Source organism: Paraburkholderia sp. BR13439 (genome assembly GCF_040948805.1).
GTDB lineage: Bacteria > Pseudomonadota > Gammaproteobacteria > Burkholderiales > Burkholderiaceae > Paraburkholderia > Paraburkholderia youngii.
This window is the reverse complement of record NZ_JBFPKN010000004.1, coordinates 312173-327725: the sequence shown is the minus strand read 5'-3', so window position 1 is coordinate 327725 and position 15553 is coordinate 312173. Positions and strand designations below refer to the sequence as shown.

General features: G+C 64.5%; 14 protein-coding genes. 10 read left to right on the top strand and 4 right to left on the bottom strand.

Annotated features, from left to right (window positions below; translation table 11 throughout):
- The first annotated feature begins 59 nt into the window (after positions 1–59).
- Positions 60–704, top strand: coding sequence for a glutathione S-transferase C-terminal domain-containing protein (locus AB3X96_RS10770; RefSeq protein WP_368589691.1), 645 nt, complete (start codon positions 60–62; stop codon positions 702–704).
- A 9-nt stretch (positions 705–713) separates the two neighbouring features.
- On the opposite strand, the gene AB3X96_RS10765 is transcribed toward AB3X96_RS10770, so the two are convergent.
- A complete protein-coding gene (locus tag AB3X96_RS10765; protein ID WP_368589690.1) occupies positions 714–1598 on the bottom strand; it encodes a LysR family transcriptional regulator in 885 nt (294 codons plus the stop codon).
- Positions 1599–1784: 186 nt separating this feature from the next.
- Between AB3X96_RS10765 and AB3X96_RS10760 the strand changes: the two genes are divergently transcribed.
- From AB3X96_RS10760 to AB3X96_RS10750, 3 genes are all read left to right on the top strand, one after another.
- Positions 1785–2009, top strand: coding sequence for a hypothetical protein (locus tag AB3X96_RS10760; RefSeq protein ID WP_368589689.1), 225 nt, complete (start codon positions 1785–1787; stop codon positions 2007–2009).
- Positions 2010–2195: 186 nt separating this feature from the next.
- The gene (locus AB3X96_RS10755; RefSeq protein ID WP_368589688.1) at positions 2196–3458 is read left to right on the top strand and encodes a multidrug effflux MFS transporter; all 1263 of its coding nucleotides are present in this window, start codon (positions 2196–2198) and stop codon (positions 3456–3458) included.
- A gap of 55 nt (positions 3459–3513) precedes the next feature.
- On the top strand, positions 3514–4914 hold the full coding sequence (locus AB3X96_RS10750) for a DHA2 family efflux MFS transporter permease subunit (protein WP_368589687.1): 1401 nt from the start codon (positions 3514–3516) through the stop codon (positions 4912–4914).
- A gap of 32 nt (positions 4915–4946) precedes the next feature.
- On the opposite strand, the gene AB3X96_RS10745 is transcribed toward AB3X96_RS10750, so the two are convergent.
- Positions 4947–5666 carry an SDR family oxidoreductase gene (locus AB3X96_RS10745; protein ID WP_368589686.1) on the bottom strand — a complete coding sequence of 240 codons (720 nt, stop codon included), beginning with the start codon at positions 5664–5666 and terminating at the stop codon, positions 4947–4949.
- An 82-nt stretch (positions 5667–5748) separates the two neighbouring features.
- On the opposite strand from AB3X96_RS10745, the gene AB3X96_RS10740 reads away from it, so the two are divergent.
- Together AB3X96_RS10740 and AB3X96_RS10735 are read left to right on the top strand one after the other, a co-directional pair.
- Complete coding sequence (locus tag AB3X96_RS10740; protein WP_368589685.1) at positions 5749–6699, top strand: LysR family transcriptional regulator; 951 nt, start codon at positions 5749–5751, stop codon at positions 6697–6699.
- Between the two features lie 93 nt (positions 6700–6792).
- The gene (locus AB3X96_RS10735; RefSeq protein ID WP_368589684.1) at positions 6793–7197 is read left to right on the top strand and encodes a DUF3224 domain-containing protein; all 405 of its coding nucleotides are present in this window, start codon (positions 6793–6795) and stop codon (positions 7195–7197) included.
- A 105-nt stretch (positions 7198–7302) separates the two neighbouring features.
- Here AB3X96_RS10735 and AB3X96_RS10730 read toward each other — a convergent pair whose 3' ends face one another.
- Positions 7303–9570, bottom strand: coding sequence for a glycoside hydrolase family 3 C-terminal domain-containing protein (locus AB3X96_RS10730; RefSeq protein ID WP_368589683.1), 2268 nt, complete (start codon positions 9568–9570; stop codon positions 7303–7305).
- A 199-nt stretch (positions 9571–9769) separates the two neighbouring features.
- On the opposite strand from AB3X96_RS10730, the gene AB3X96_RS10725 reads away from it, so the two are divergent.
- Positions 9770–10789, top strand: coding sequence for a helix-turn-helix domain-containing protein (locus tag AB3X96_RS10725; protein WP_368589682.1), 1020 nt, complete (start codon positions 9770–9772; stop codon positions 10787–10789).
- 7 nt (positions 10790–10796) lie between these two features.
- Positions 10797–11408 carry a hypothetical protein gene (locus AB3X96_RS10720; protein ID WP_368589813.1) on the top strand — a complete coding sequence of 204 codons (612 nt, stop codon included), beginning with the start codon at positions 10797–10799 and terminating at the stop codon, positions 11406–11408.
- 1 nt (position 11409) lies between these two features.
- Here AB3X96_RS10720 and AB3X96_RS10715 read toward each other — a convergent pair whose 3' ends face one another.
- Entirely contained in the window at positions 11410–12342 is a 933-nt protein-coding gene (locus AB3X96_RS10715) for a LysR family transcriptional regulator (RefSeq protein ID WP_368589681.1), read from the bottom strand.
- A 186-nt stretch (positions 12343–12528) separates the two neighbouring features.
- On the opposite strand from AB3X96_RS10715, the gene AB3X96_RS10710 reads away from it, so the two are divergent.
- Complete coding sequence (locus AB3X96_RS10710) at positions 12529–13818, top strand: MFS transporter (protein ID WP_368589680.1); 1290 nt, start codon at positions 12529–12531, stop codon at positions 13816–13818.
- Between the two features lie 74 nt (positions 13819–13892).
- Entirely contained in the window at positions 13893–15428 is a 1536-nt protein-coding gene (locus AB3X96_RS10705) for a M81 family metallopeptidase (RefSeq protein ID WP_368589679.1), read from the top strand.
- Positions 15429–15553 lie beyond the last annotated feature (125 nt).

The window sequence follows — 15553 nt, the reverse complement described above, 5'->3', positions numbered from 1 at the left end:
CATCCATTTTTGTTCACTATAGTACAAAAACACCTTCACCGACGACCGGAGACATCAGCATGGAGCTTTATTTTTCGCCGCTCGCGTGTTCTCTCGCCACGCGCATTTCACTTTACGAGGCCGGCGCCGATGCGCGCTTTGTCGAAGTCGACACGAAATCGAAGCGGCTGCGAGACGGCTCCGATTTCTATCCGATCAATCCACTCGGCCAGGTTCCCGTGCTGCGCACCAACGACGGTTGGCTGCTGCGCGAAAACACCGCGATCCTGCCTTATGTCGCCGATGCCTTTCCGGCGGCCGCGCTCGCGCCGCTTGCCGGCACGGCGGAACGCGCGAAATTGCAGGAGTGGCTTGGCTTCATCAGCACGGAGCTGCATAAGGGAGTATTCGTGCCGCTGCTCGATCCGGACGCGGCCGCCGACGTTCTTAGCTATACACACAAGAAGGTGGCGTTGCGATTGAACGTGCTGGAGCAGCATTTGCATGGACGCGAGTTTTTGCTGGAGCGGTTCTCCGTCGCGGATGCTTATCTGGTCACTGTGTTGAACTGGGCGCGCTACAGCGGTGTCGAGCTCGCGCAGTGGCCATCGGTGCAGCAGTACTACGAACGCACCGCGCGTAGGCCATCCGTTGCAAAAGCGATGGCGGAGGAGTACGTGCTTTACCGCGAGGAACAGGACAGACGCAAAGCCGCGGCCATGTAGTCTTGTTCACTAGTTCAACCGCAAACTCCGCAATACGTCGAGCACATACTGAGTCGGACGCTCCACCGTCCCCGCGCGAAAGGCCAGGCCCAGCTGCCGCCATAACGCCGGGCGCAGCGGACGTGTGACGATGCGAGTGTCGGCCGTTGAGCGGCGCGCTTCCTGCGGCAGCAGCGCGGCGCCGTATCCCGCCGCCACGAGACTCTTGATCGCATCCGAGTAGTTGAGCTGGATGCGCGGCGTGGGATGCTGCCCCGCCGCGCTGAACCATTCCGTCGTCAAACGGGAAAGCCGCGTGGTGGCGTCATTCAGGATCAGCGGCTTCGCGGCGATCCATTGCGGCGTGATGCGCGCCGGACACGGCCACCCGGCCGGCATGAATGCGACCACCGGATCGCGGCGCCATTTTTCGATCGATAGCCCGCGTATCGGCGCTTGCGGCAGCGCCACGATGCCCACCTCGAGCGACTCCTCCGCGAGTCGCGTCAGCGTTTCCTGCGAAGTCAGCACGGCGATTTGCACGTCGATGCCGGGATGGTCCTCGGCCAGCCGTTCCAACGCCTGCGGCAGCAGATTCGCGATGGCTGCGGTGGAAGCGCCGAGCCGAACCCGTCCGCCGAGCCCTTCCACCTGTCGCCGCACGTCTTCCAGCGCCTGCTCGGCATTCCCCAGCAATTGACGCGCATAGGCCACCAGCGTCTCGCCGATCGCCGAGGCCCGCACCTGGCCGCGTTTGCGCGACAGCAGCGGCGCGCCGACGCGACTTTCGAGATCCGCGATATGCAGACTGACCGTGGGTGGCGCGAGATGCAAGACGCGAGCGGCCTCGGCAAAAGAGCCGAGGTCGGCGACGACAACGAGGGTGCGCAGGCGGTCGAGACTGATCTCTCTCATCGGAGTCGGAATGGCATTGGTCAGAAAAGCTGAATCACATGGTCAGTAAACTCAACTTTTCCAATCTTACGTGCAGATGGAAGATGGTGGCGCTGGTTTTTGAATGCTGACTATCGGGACATCGGCATGAACTCATCTTCAACTAGAAGTTGCGAGCCGCAAGACGCTTCTCATCCGCTAGACGCAATGTCGGACGACGCCAGGTCGTTGTTGCTCGGGTTCGTCTTTACAGGCGTCGTGCTGGCCCTCGCCGTGATGGCGATGATCTGGACGGCGTCTCGCCCCCCGCTCAAAGGCAAGGACTGCTCGGACCGCATCGCAAACGGCGAACACGGGAGCTTCGTCGCGTTCTTCCAGGACCCGGCGGAGCAGGGAGCGTTGCTGCGGTCGATCGAAGATTGCGCGAGATGAGCGTCGTTGCGGCGGGATAGCGCGCCGGTCGGCCGCGCCATCCCACACCCTCGCCAGGGAATATCCCACTTCCCGCGATACCACGTGCACAATACCCGGCGATAATGCCGGGGCACCCGCGTCTTTTCCGTTCGATATCCGAACGCGCCGATGCCCGCGCCGCCAGTGTTCCCTTTCGATGCACCCATGAGCCACGCTACCGCCGACCAACCCGCCTCCGCCGACTCCGCTCCGAACTCGCCGCGCTTCCTGTTGTTCCTGATCTGCCTGTTCGCATCCGCCGGACAGCTCGCCATCGACATCTACGTGCCCGCGCTGCCCGCGATGGCGCACTACTTCGGTACCTCGCCGCAAGCGATCCAGACCAGCGTCACCGGCTACATGGCCGCCTACGCGTTCGGCCAGCTGATCTTCGGTCCGATTGCCGACGCGTATGGCCGCAAGCGCGTGCTCGCGTTCGGCCTGGCCGTCTACACGGTCGGCTGTCTGCTGTCGCTCGCGGCGCCGAATCTCGAGACGTTCATCCTCGCCCGTGCGTTGCAGGGCTTCGGCATCGCGAGCACGAACCTGCTCGCGAAGGCGATCATCACCGATTCGTTCGCGGGTCAGGCGTTGCTGCATGCGTTCACGTACATGTCGATCGCATGGGGGCTCGCGCCGATCGTCGCGCCGGTGATCGGCGCGCATCTGCAGACGGCGTTCGGCTGGCGCGCGTGCCTCATGTTCCTGCTGATCTATTCGCTGGTGATGTGGGCGCTCTTGTGGCGTTATCGCGAGACCTTGCCGAAGCCCGTGCATCTCGAACCGCGCACGCTGACCGCGAACGCGCGCAAGGTGCTCGCGAGCCCCGTGTTCCAAAGCTGTTTCCTCGCGCAGGGCCTGTGCTACAGCATCCTGCTCGTGTTCAACATCGTCGGGCCGTTCATGGTGCAGACCACGCTGCACAAGCCGCCGACCTTCTTCGGCTATCTCGCGCTCGGAATCGGCATGATGTACTTTCTTGGCGGTCTGTCGAATCGGCTGCACGGTCCGCGTCTGCCGAGCGCCGAGCAGCGGTTGCGCATCGGCGCGCGGCTGATGGCGGCCGCGTCGGTTGTGATGCTGCTGCTCGCGCTGACGGTCGGCCTGCGCGTGTGGACGCTCGCGACGCCCGTGCTGGTGATGGGCTTCTGCGCCGGCGCGATGTATCCGACGCTGATGGCGAAGGGCAACTCGCTGTTCCCGCACATCGCAGGTCTGACGAGCGCGATTCTCGGCTGTGCGCTGCTGCTGGTGTCCTCGGCCATGATGGGGCTGGCCGGCTTCGTGTCGGTGCAGGTGCTCACGCCACTCGCGCTGTTCTTCGTGGTCCTCGCGTTCGTCGTGGTGATGATGGTGACGAAGCTGCTGCGCCATCTCGAGCAGGTACAGCCCGCGGCCGCGGCGACCGCGAGCGGCAACGCAGCGTGAGCCGGTACATGAGCCTGACCGAGCGCCAGACCTTCATCCGTACACGCGCGGACCGATGAGCGGCATGCGCGAGCACATCTCCGCGTCCGCTTCCGAGCGGATCGATCCCACCGTCTGGAAGGTCGCGGCGGTCGTGTCGATCGGTTCGTTCATGTCGCAGATGGATTCGACGCTCGTCAACGTGTCGCTGTCGACGATCGGCCATACGCTCGATGCGTCGATCGCCACCGCGCAGTGGATCGTCAGCGGCTACCTGCTCGCGATGGCGTTGATGTTGCCGCTCAACGGCTGGCTGGTCGACCGCATCGGCGCGAGGCGGCTGTACCTGTTCTGCTTTTCGACGTTCACGATAGCGTCGATGCTGTGCGGCGCGGCGCAGACGATCGGCGAGCTGATCGGCGCGCGCATCTTCCAGGGCCTCGTTGCCGGTGTGCTCGTACCGATGGCGCAGATGATGATCGGACGAGTGGCTGGCAGGAACCTCGAGCGCGTGATGGGCTTCACCGCGCTGCCCATTCTGCTCGGTCCCATTCTCGGCCCGGTGCTGGCCGGGCTCGTCCTCGCGCACGCGAGTTGGCCGTGGCTGTTCTTCATCAATGCGCCGGTGGGCGCTGTCGGCATCGCGATGGCGGTGTTGCTACTGCCGCGCGATGCCCCTGCGTCGCAGAAGCGGCCGTTCGATTTCACCGGCTTTGCGCTGATCTCCCCTGGGCTGGTCGCACTCGTCTATGGACTTCAGAACGCGTTGCGCGCGGTGGGCCTCGCGTGGCTGCTTGCGGGCGTCGTGTTTCTCGTCGGGTTCGTGCTGTACGCGTTGCGCAAAGGCGATGCCGCGCTGATCGACGTGCGCATGTTTGCAAGGCGTACGTTCTCGGTCGCGGCACTCGCGCAGTTCTCCGCGAACGGGATCATGTATGGACGACAGCTTGCAGTGCCGCTGTTTCTGATCGCGGGCTGCGGTTTGTCGGCCGCGCACGCGGGCGGCCTGCTCGCGGCGACCGGGGTCGGCATGATGTGCTCGTTCCCGCCGATCGGCTGGTTGACCGAGCGGCTCGGTTGCCGCGCGCTCGCGGCGGCCGGCGCATTGCTGGCGTTTCTGAGCACGCTCGTGTTTCTGTGGATGAGCATTGCTTCGTTCTCGGCCGGATGGGCCGCTGTCAGTCTGTTCCTTGCGGGCGTCGGTCAGGGGACGATCAGCGTGCCATCGATCTCGGCCGCGTATTCGTCGATCGCGAGAGAACGGCTCGCGGTCGCGAATACGGCGTTGAACATCGCGCAGAGAGTGGGCGGTCCGTTCGCCACGACGCTGCTTTCGATGGCGATCGCGTTGACGCTGCACGGTGCTTCGGATGTACAGCCCAGCCGATTTCTGCCGATGTTCGTGCTGCTGGCCGCACTGCATTTGCTGTGCTTCGCAGCGACGATGTGTCTGCCGGTTCGGGTTCAGAGGGCGTAGGACGCCTCAGCGCAGATTCCCGCGCCCGTGCTTCACAGTAGTCGCAAGCCGCCGTCACACTCGATCACCGCCCCCGTCATAAACGTGTTCTCCAGCAGAAACTGCAGCGCGTGCGCGACATCGTCGGCCTGGCCGACGCGCCGCACCGGTAACGTTTCGCGTTGCTGCCGAAACAGCTCGCTTTTCACGCTTGCCGGAAATCTGTCCCACCACGGCGTATCGATCACCCCCGGCGACACCGCGTTCACGCGCAGCGGCGCCAGCTCGCGCGCCAGCGTGCCGATCATGCTTTCGAGTGCGCCGTTGATCGCGCCCAGACCCGCCGTACCCGGATTCGCGATGCGCGCCGAAATCGCGGTCAGAAACGTCACACTGCCATCGCGACGCAGCGCGGGCAGCGCGGTCTGCGCCGCTTCGAGCTGCGGCCAGAACTTGGCCTCGAAGCCGCGCCGCAGCGCGGCCAGATCCAGCTCCGCAAACGGCCCCGCGCCTTCGCCGCCCGACAGCGTCATCACCAGATGATCGATCCGGCCGAGGCCGCCGAAAAAGCGTTCGAGCGCCGCGCGATCGGTGCAATCGAGCGCGTCGCCCGTCACCTGTGCGCCGATGCCGCTCAGCGCATCGTCCAGCTTGGCGCGGTCGCGCCCCACCGCGACGACGCACGCGCCAGCCGCCGCGAGCCGCTTCACCGTCGCGAGCCCAACACCCGACGAACCACCCAGCACCACGACCTTCTGATTTTGCCAGTCCATTTCATTGCTCCTGAGAGTGAACGGAAGACCCCGTGGCAGTAGAATGCGCGTTGCGTGCCCATCATTCAAATCGTTTAACGTCATGGCTAACATCATTGAAAATGATTTTCGGCGCTTCGACCTGAACCTGTTGCTGACCTTGCGCGCGCTGCTGGAAGAGCGCAGCGTCACGCGTGCCGCGCAGCGGCTGTTTCTTGGCCAACCGGCCGTCAGCGGCGCACTGAAACGCTTGCGCGAGACCTTCGGCGACGAGCTGTTCGTGCGCACGCCGCAAGGCATGACGCCGACGCCGCGCGCGCTCGAACTCGCGCGGCAGATCGAGCCATTCCTGCAATCGCTGCATCAGGCGCTCACGCAGCCGTCCGTGTTCGATCCGGCCCGCGCGCAGCGGGTGTTCCGCATCGGCCTCAGCGATTCGCTCGAACTGCTGCTGATGCCGGAGATCATGGCGCGCCTCGCCGTCGCAGCGCCCGGCGTGAAGCTGATCGCACGCTCCACCGATTCGACGCGCGCCGCCGCGATGCTCGACGATGGCGCGATCGAACTCGCAGTCGGCGTGTTCCGCGAGTGCGTGCCGTGGCAGCGACTCATGCCGCTGTTTTCATGGCGCTTCGTGAGCGTCTACAACCCGCAACTCGTCAAGACGCGTCGCAAGCATCTGTCGATGGACGAATTTCTGTGCCACCGCCACGTGCTGACTTCGTTCAGCGCCGAGCTGCGCGGCTTCATCGATGAACGACTGGAGCTGCAGGGACTGAAGCGCGAGGTCGTGTTTTCTAGTTCGAACTTCGCGACCAGTCCGTTCATCGTGCAACGCACGGCGGCGATCGCGACCGTGCCGGAGTTCATCGGCCGCGTCTGGCGCGATACGCTCGGTCTCGCGCTCAGCCCGTTGCCATTCGAAGTGCCGGGCTACGAAGTTTCGTTGATGTGGGCCGCGGCGCACGATCAGGACCCGGCGTTGGCGTGGTTGAAGCGCGAGTTCGCGGATGCGTTCGGCACGGCTTACAGCACGGCGCGTGCGGCTAATTGACAGCGACGTGTGCTACGGTTCATCAGCGTCACATTGCGTTGCGTCTCGTTTCACCGCTTCGCCATCGCCCGTTCAAGCCAGGAGGAAATCCCGATGACTCAGCACATCGCAAAAGGCACCTTCATCGTCTCCCTTCAACCGATGCCGTTCGAAAACGCGGAGGCCGAATCGAAGCTCGGCCGCATGTCGATCGACAAGCAGATCTCCGGCGATCTCGCCGCGACCACCCAAGGGCAAATGCTGAGCGCGATGACGAACGTCAAAGGCTCGGCTGGCTATGTCGCGCTCGAACAGGTCAGGGGCACGCTGGCGGGCAAGCAGGGTACGTTCGTGCTGCAGCATATCGGCGTGATGAATCGCGGTTCTGCGTCGCTGGCGGTGACGGTCGTGCCCGATTCGGGCACGGGCGAGCTGAGCGGCATTGAAGGCGAGTTCAAGATCGACATCGTCGATGGCGCGCATTCGTACGAGTTCGCTTATCGGCTGCCCGGCGGTTGACATGCCGAAACCCGAGCGGCCTCGACACGAGCTAGCCGGGCAGGCAGGACACGGAGCTAGACCCCGTACCCTGCTGCCGGGTTTGCGGGTTCAACACCTCGGCGCTCAATGCCCCGCGATCGTCAGCGATGCCGTCAACGCATTCGGATCGCGCGAAGAAGCCCCCGCGATCATTTGATAGACGCCGCCGTTCAGCTTCCACACGTGATTGGTCGCGTCCCACGTCGACAGCAGCTTCGGCGCAATCGATACGCTGACCTGCTGCGACTGCCCCGCCTGCAGCGCGACCTTTTGCCAGCCGACCAGGCGCTTCGGGGGTTCGCCCAGACCGCTCGGCAACGCGGCATAAACTTCGGCGATTTCCGCGCCCGCGCGTGAGCCGGTATTCTTGACGGTAAAGGTCACAGTCACATTGCCACTCGCATCCACTTGCGCGTTGAGGCCCGAGTAGCTGTAGCTGGTATAGGACAGCCCATAACCGAAAGGGAACAGCGGCGCGATCTGCTTGCCGTCATACCAGCGATAACCCATGAAGAGCCCTTCGCTGTAATTGACGGTCGTATCGGTGGCCGAGATCGTCGGCTGCGGCAGATCCGCGTCCTGCATCGGGAACGTGATCGGCAATTTGCCGGATGGATTGACGGCGCCGAACAGCAGATCGGCAATCGCCTGGCCGCCCTGCACGCCCGGATACCAGGCTTCGAGCACGCCATGCACGTTGCCGAGCCACGGCATCAGGACCGGGCTGCCGTTTTCGAGCACGACGATCACGCGCTTCGCTTGCGCCGCGACCGCGGTGATCAACGCGTTCTGATCGTAGCTCTGGTTATAGCTGTCGGTCGCATTGCTCGGCAGGCTCAGACTCGACAGATCCGCGCCTTCGCTTTCCCATTGCGTCGCGAACACGATCGCCACGTCGGCCTTCGCGGCCGCGGTGGCCGCCGCCGCCGCGTTCGTGCCGTCGACGAAGGTCACGCTCGCGTTCGGCGCCTTCGCCTGAATCGCGGCTAGCGGTGCCGACTTGTACCATGTCGCGCAGGTGCTCAGCAGCGGCGACGGCGACACGCAACCGGACACCGCGTTGCCCGCGGCCGCCGGCACGGCGCCCGAGCCGCCGCCCGATAGCACGCCCGCATCCGCGTGACCGCCGATCACCACGATGGACGACAACCCCGCCGCGTTCAGCGGCAGCACCGGCTGCGAATCGCCGCTCGCCACCGCGTTCTTCAACAACACCGACGACTGCTGCGCGACCTGCAACGCCAGCGCATTGCCCGCGGTTTGATCGACACTTCCGCCGGTGGTCGGCGGCGAATCGAAGACGCCATAGCGGATCATCGTGCGAAGCTTGCGCTGAACCATGTCGTTGAGTCGCGACATTGGCACGCTGCCGGCATTGACCGCGCTCGTCAGCGCGGTGTTGAAATACGACGTCAGCGTGAAGCCTGGAATCGATGGTCCGCCGCCGAGATCGCCGGGCTCTTCTTCATCGAGGCCGGCCAGCGCCGAGGCGACCGTACTGTGCGTGGCGGTCCAGTCCGACTGCACGACGCCCTTGAAGCCCCACTCGTTCTTCAGCACGGTGGTCAGCAGATACGGGTTTTCGCACGCATACACGCCGTTCACCAGGTTGTACGAACACATTACGTTGCCGGGCGTACCTTGCGTGACGCCGAGTTCGAACGCGAGCAGCTCGGTCTCGCGCATCGTGCGTTCGTCGACGACCGAGTTGCTCGTCATGCGGTTCGTTTCCTGATCGTTCATCGCGTAGTGCTTGATCGTCGCTATGACGTTCTGCGCCTGCGTGCCGATCGTGCGCGCGGCGCTCAGCGTGCCGGTCAGTACCGGGTCTTCGCCCATGTATTCGAAGGTGCGGCCATTGCGCGGTTCGCGCGCCAGATTGACGCCGCCGCCGAGACCTTCGCCATAACCGAGCACGCGCAGCTCCGTCGCGATACGCGCGCCGTACTCGTTCGCGAGCGCCGGGTCCCAGCTTGCCGCGAGCGCCACCGGCGCGGGCAGCGCCGTCGCATTCGACTTGACGACATTGACGCCGCCCGCCGAATCGGCCATTGCAAGGCCCGGAATGCCAAGCCGCGCGATGCCCGGAATGTAGCCTGCTCCGTTGACGCCGGCCGGATACGGACCGCCCAGTCCCGCGTTGGGGATGCCGACACCGTGCACGAGCTGGATCTTTTCGGCGGTCGTCATTTGCTGGACCAGCGCGGCGGCACGCGCATCGGCGCGTGCATCGGGATCGCTCGGCAACGGCGGGTCACTGAGGCTGCTGCCATTGCCGCAGGCGGCGAGTACCACCGCGACACCGCAGGCGATGGCGCTTGCGGCAAAAGGTATCGTCAGCTTGCTTATCATCGTCTCGCTCCTGGTTGTCGTTGTCGGTCATGTGATTTGCATTGCATAACGTTGTCGTCCTGTTACGCTTAGCGCTCGCGGTAATGCGCCGAAAGAAATTCTAGGGATGCGCTCGAAGCGCGCTTGACCGATGGGTGCAGCACTTGACCGATGAAGAGTCAGGAAAACCCGCAGACAGGTTTCGACCGGAGGAGGCACAGTGGATTTGCGTCAGAAGTCCGTATCAGCGCGCATCTATCGAGGATTGCTCGACGCGGCAGAGCGTGAGGGTCTCGATCGCACCAAAGTGGCTCACGAGATCGGCATCGCGGAGGCAGACATCGACGCAGCGGATGCGCGGGTCCCGGGCGACAAACACGTCGCAACGCTGCGGCTTGCGGAAAGCTGTCTGATGCGCGGCGCCCCCGAGGGCGACGTGCTGGATAGTCTGCTGTATTTCCCCGAGCTCGCCGGCGTGCTCTGCAATAGTCCGACGCTGCGCGATGCGTTGCGCAATTACGTCACCTACCGCGACCTGATCGGTAATGTCGACTGGCTCGTCGTGCAGGAGCACGGCGACGAAGTCGCTTTCGAATACGTGACGGAAGGCGAAGGTCGCAACGCATCGAGCGCGCTCGGCAATTTCGCGCTGATCGCCAGAGTGGCGAAGCTCTACGACGCGCGCCTGCGCGTGCGCGACGCAGGCATCACCGATGCGCGGCTCGGTGCGTTCGGCGCGCTGTGCGGGACGTTGGGCGTGCGCGTTCAACTCGATCAGGCGTGCAATCGGATGGTGTTGCAGTCGTCGGCGCTGGATCGCGCGTTCGAGGTCTACAACGCGCCGCTTTCGAAAATTCATATGCACGCCGCGCATGGCATCTTGCAGCGGATTCGCGAGCAGGGCCGCTTTTCTCCGACGGTCGAGCGATGTCTGCGTGACGTGCTGCGCGAGCAGGCGGATGCGATCGATCCCAAGAGCCTGCAGACGATCGTCTGCGAGAGGCTGTCGCTGACGCGCTGGACCTTGCAACGCAAGCTCGCCGCGGAGCGCAAAACCTTCACCGAAGTGCTGACGCAAACGCGCATCGACGAAGCGCGTACGCTGCTCGCGCATACGCCGATGTCGATCAGCGAGATCAGCGAGCGGGTCGGCTTTGCATCGACGACAGCGTTTACGCGGTTCTTTACGCGCGCATGTGGAGCACCGCCGGCACGATATCGAGGACAGTGCCGGGTGTGATCCTCCTATGATGCGCGTCTTTCAGGACATGACCCGACTGTTCGGCGTGATGGGGGCGATCGTTTCGCTGATCGCGTTTCTGCCTTATGGACTTGCGATCTGGCGCGGCACCGTACGTCCGCATCTGTTCACGTGGCTGGTCTGGTCGGTCGTCACGGCGATTGCGGCGGTCGGGCAATTCGTCGCCGGTGCAGGCCCTTCGGCGTGGTCTACGGCGGCGATCGCGGCCACCTGCTTCTTTGTTCTCGTCGCGAGCGTCTTTCGGGGTGAACGCCGGCGGACCACTTTCGATTGGCTTTGCCTCGTCGCCGCGTTGTCGGCTATTCCGCTCTGGATACTCACCAATGATCCGACTTGGTCGATCTGTCTTGTCACGCTGATCGAACTCGTCGGCCTCGGGCCGACGGTGCGCAAGACCATTCTTGATCCGTGGAGTGAGAGTCTTTTGTACTTTGCGCTATGCGTTCTTAAATACGCGCTCGCGATTCTCGCGCTGCCGAAATGGAGTGTGGCCGTGGCGTTTTATCCGGCCGTGAATATCGTGGCGTCCATCGGGGTCTGTTCGTTGATGGTGGTGCGCAGGCGGCAGGTGGGGGCCTATTGCGCGCGGTCGCAGTGACTCAACCCGATTCACCTTTGCGCGCCCCCCCAAACATCGTCATGCGCTGCAAGATCCACGCGAGCAGTTCGTGCGCGGCCGCGACGAGCGGCCGCCCGGATTTCACCAGCACGCGCGCCTTCGTGCCTAAAAACAGCGCGTGGTCGATCGGCACGGTCGCCAGCTCGCCAGCCTGAATCTCGCGCGAGGCCGCGAATTCTCCGATCAGCGTCGCAAAGTTTTCATCGGCGACAAACCGCTTGAGTGCCGTTAGCGAATTGGTGGTGAGCGTCGCGCGGATCTCAACGTGTTCGACGAACGCGAGCATCGTTGCGAGGTGCCCGATGCCGAACGTGCTCGGCATCAACGCCAGCGGCCACGCGAGCAGATCGTCGATCGTGGCGGGCTTGCCGCGCCGCGCGAGAGGATGGTCGCGGCGCACCAGCAACACCACGGGCTGCGCGGAACTCGCGCGATATTCGACGCGCGGATGCGGCGGCGGATTGAACGCGAGCCCGATATGGGCGCGGCTTTCCGCAACTGCGTCGAGCACGTCGTCGACTGGCAGCACGGTGAGGCCGATATCGACCTTCGGGTATTGCACACAGAACGGCGTGATGACCTCGGCAATCAGCGCATCCACGTAACCCTCGCTGACGGCCAGATCGACGCGGCCTTGCTGCAAGCCGCGCAACGCGTGCAGCTGATCCTCGAACTTCTCCTGCTGCGCGCGATAGCCGCGCCAGAACTCCAGCAGATGCGCGGCGGCCTCGGTGGGCCGGACGCCGCGCGCCTGCCGCTCGAACAGCTGCACGCCCAGTTCGTCTTCGAGCAGCTTGATCTGCCGCGTGATCACCGAGGGCGACGTGTTGAGGCTGTCCGCGGCACCGCGGATCGTGCCGTGCCCGAGCACCTCATGGAAATAGCGCAGCCGCTGCTGATTGATTTCGCGCATCACATCCCCGTTAGCCTGTGTGGCTCCGTTGCTCTGTGAGGAACGATATGTGAACTTTGTTGCTCTTGCTAGCAAGGATTGCCCTGGTCAGGATGGTGTTGCGCACGATGCGCATCACATCTATTGCATGCGACCAGAGCAAGCGCCAAAGCGCTGCCCCCGGTCGACACACATTCGGAGACAGACATGGCGGCCATTCTTCCGACCGCGCGAGGCGGCGACGCTTCGGCACTCTATAGCAAGATCAACGCGCGTTTGCTGCCGTTTCTTCTGATCTGCTATCTGTTTGCTTACCTCGATCGCGTGAACGTCGGCTTCGCGAAGCTGCAGATGCAGACCGATCTCGGCTTCTCCGATGCCGCTTACGGTGTGGGCGCGGGCATCTTCTTCATCGGCTATGTGCTGTTCGAGCTGCCGAGCAATCTGCTGCTGCCGCGCATTGGCGCGCGCAAGACTTTCGGCCGCATTCTCGTTCTCTGGGGCATTACATCGGCCTGCATGCTGTTCGTGCGCAGTGTGCCGGCGTTCTACGCGATGCGCTTCCTGCTCGGCGTGTTCGAGGCCGGCTTCGCGCCGGGCATGATCTTCTATCTGTCACGCTGGTACGGGCCGTCGCGCATGGCGCGCGCGATTGCGATGGTGTTTCTGGCCGGCCCGATCGGCGGGATAGTCGGCGGGCCGGTATCGGCGGCGATCATGAGCACGCTCGCGGGCAAGGCCGGGCTCGCCGGCTGGCAATGGATGTTTCTCGTCGAAGGCCTGCCGTGCATCGTGCTCGGCATCGCGACCTTCCTCTATCTGCCTGACCGCCCGGCCGACGCCGCGTGGCTCAACGACGCCGACAAGCGTCAGCTCGAGGCCGAAGTCGGCATGGCGCAGGCTCATGCCACTTCGTTTCGGCATGTGCTGCGCGACCGCAAGGTCTATGTGCTGGCGTTCGCCTACTTCTGCATCATTGCTTCGATCTACGCGATCAGCTTCTGGCTGCCCGCCATCCTGAAGGCCCAGGGCGTAAGCGACCTGATCACGCTCGGCTGGTACACGTCGATCCCGTACGTTGCCGCGGCGGTGGGCATGCTCTATATGGGCTCACGTTCGGACCGGCTCGGCGAGCGACGCCTGCATTGCGCGGCGCCTGCGGCCGCCGCCGCGTTGCTGCTGGCAGCTTGCGCGGCCGCGGGCAATCATCTCGCGCTCACGCTGACGCTGCTCACGCTCGTGACGATGGCGCTGTGGATGGCCTACACGGTCTTCTGGGCGATTCCGCCCGAGTACGTCAAGGGGCCGGCCGCCGCGGGCGGCATCGCCCTCATCAACACCATCGGGCTTTCTGGCGGCTTCTGGGGGCCCGCGGCCATCGGCTGGATCAAGACGGCCGCCGGCAGTCTTCAGCCCGCGCTGCTCGCAATGGCTGGCGTGTCGCTGCTTGCCGCGCTGCTGATCTTTCCGCTCCGGCTCGCTGCCACGAAGCCCTGACCTTGTGCCGCGCTTTCAAGGAGCGCCAAGAAATCCTTTCGATTAGCCATCCTTTATCAACGAGGTAACGGGAAATGAAGATTCTCATCGCAGGCTTCCAGCACGAAACCAACACGTTCGCCCCGACCAAAGCAAGCTGGCAGAGCTTCGTTCAGGGCGAGGGCTTTCCGCCGCTCGCGCGCGGCTCCGGCGTGCTGGCGCTGCGTGATGTGAACATCCCCGCCGGCGGCTTCATTCAGGCGGCGGAAGCGGCGGGCCATACGCTCGTGCCGGTGATCTGGGCAGGCGCGAGCGCCTCCGCGCATGTGACAGAAGACGCCTACGAGCGCATCGCGGGCGAAATCGTCGAGGCCGTGCGGCGTGGCGGTTTCGACGCCGTCTATCTCGACCTGCACGGCGCGATGGTCGCCGAGCATCTCGACGACGGCGAAGGCGAACTGCTCGCGCGCGTGCGGGCGATCGTCGGCCGCGAAATCCCGGTGGTGGTCTCGCTCGATCTGCACGCCAACGTAACCGAGCAGATGTTCGCGCACGCGGATGCGATGGTCGCGTACCGGACCTATCCGCATGTCGACATGGCCGAGACCGGCGCTCGCGCCGCGCAAATCCTGATGCGCCTCGCAAAAGAGCCGGAGCGTGGCCTTAAGCACGTCGTGCGCCGCATTCCGTTCCTGATCCCCGTCAACGGCATGTGCACGCTCGCCGAACCGGCGCGCGGCACGTACGATCGTCTCGCGGCGCTGGAACGCGACGGCGTCGTCTCCCTGTCGTTCGCGCCAGGATTTCCGGCGTCCGATTTTCCCGAATGTGGCGCGGCGGTCTGGGGCTACGGCTTCGACGAGGCCGCCGTGACCGCCGCCGTCGATGCGCTGGCCTCGACCATCGTCGCGCAGGAGCGCGACTGGGAAGTGCGCTTCCTCGACCCGGACGCCGCCGTGCGCGAAGCGATGCGGCTTGCCGAACATGCGATTCGACCCGTCGTGATCGCCGATACGCAGGACAACCCGGGCGTGGGCGGCGATTCGAACACGATGGGTCTCGTGCGCGCGCTGCTGCGACACGGTGCGAGCGACGCCGCCGTCGGCCTGATCTGGGACCCACGCGCGGCGGCGAAGGCACACGAAGCGGGGCTCGGCGCGACGATCAAGCTCGAACTCGCGGGCGGCTCCGGCGTACCTGGGGACGCGCCGCTCGCCGGGCGCTTCGTGGTCGAGCACCTCTCCCACGGACGAGTGCGCTTCGATGGCCCCATGATGAACGGTATGTGGACCGATATCGGGCCGGTGGCGTGCCTGCGCATCGACGGCGTCAGGATCGCGGTCAGCTCGGTCAAGATGCAGATCTTCGATCGCAATCTCTATCGCGCGGCCGGCATCGAACCCGAACGGATGAAGATCCTCGTCAACAAGAGTTCAGTTCACTATCGCGCCGACTTCGACGCGATCGCCGCCGCCCATCTGGTGGCGAAAGCGCCTGGCCCGATGGCCGCCGATCCCGCAGATTTGCCGTGGCAGCGGCTCGATCCGCGCCTGCGGCTGCGGCCGAACGGCGCGTCGTTGGGCGAGATGCGCGGTAGTGCCGAACTCGCGGCCAGTAACGGTGCGCGGTGATTTCGACGAGTTTCGTATCGTTATGTATCCACCGGGCTGACCGACAAACACCGTTGCAAAAGTCGGGGTTCGCGGAAACAGGCGGGATACATGAGGGGGTTCAAATACGTCCATGCCAGTCGGCG

Coding starts and splice junctions, on each gene's coding strand:
- AB3X96_RS10705 (WP_368589679.1), top strand. CDS start 13,893: ATGAAGATTCTCATCGCAGGCTTCCAGCACGAAACCAACACGTTCGCC.
- AB3X96_RS10735 (WP_368589684.1), top strand. CDS start 6,793: ATGACTCAGCACATCGCAAAAGGCACCTTCATCGTCTCCCTTCAACCG.
- AB3X96_RS10745 (WP_368589686.1), bottom strand. CDS start 5,666: ATGGACTGGCAAAATCAGAAGGTCGTGGTGCTGGGTGGTTCGTCGGGT.
- AB3X96_RS10715 (WP_368589681.1), bottom strand. CDS start 12,342: ATGCGCGAAATCAATCAGCAGCGGCTGCGCTATTTCCATGAGGTGCTC.
- AB3X96_RS10710 (WP_368589680.1), top strand. CDS start 12,529: ATGGCGGCCATTCTTCCGACCGCGCGAGGCGGCGACGCTTCGGCACTC.
- AB3X96_RS10730 (WP_368589683.1), bottom strand. CDS start 9,570: ATGATAAGCAAGCTGACGATACCTTTTGCCGCAAGCGCCATCGCCTGC.
- AB3X96_RS10755 (WP_368589688.1), top strand. CDS start 2,196: ATGAGCCACGCTACCGCCGACCAACCCGCCTCCGCCGACTCCGCTCCG.
- AB3X96_RS10750 (WP_368589687.1), top strand. CDS start 3,514: ATGAGCGGCATGCGCGAGCACATCTCCGCGTCCGCTTCCGAGCGGATC.
- AB3X96_RS10765 (WP_368589690.1), bottom strand. CDS start 1,598: ATGAGAGAGATCAGTCTCGACCGCCTGCGCACCCTCGTTGTCGTCGCC.
- AB3X96_RS10740 (WP_368589685.1), top strand. CDS start 5,749: ATGGCTAACATCATTGAAAATGATTTTCGGCGCTTCGACCTGAACCTG.
- AB3X96_RS10720 (WP_368589813.1), top strand. CDS start 10,797: ATGATGCGCGTCTTTCAGGACATGACCCGACTGTTCGGCGTGATGGGG.
- AB3X96_RS10760 (WP_368589689.1), top strand. CDS start 1,785: ATGTCGGACGACGCCAGGTCGTTGTTGCTCGGGTTCGTCTTTACAGGC.
- AB3X96_RS10770 (WP_368589691.1), top strand. CDS start 60: ATGGAGCTTTATTTTTCGCCGCTCGCGTGTTCTCTCGCCACGCGCATT.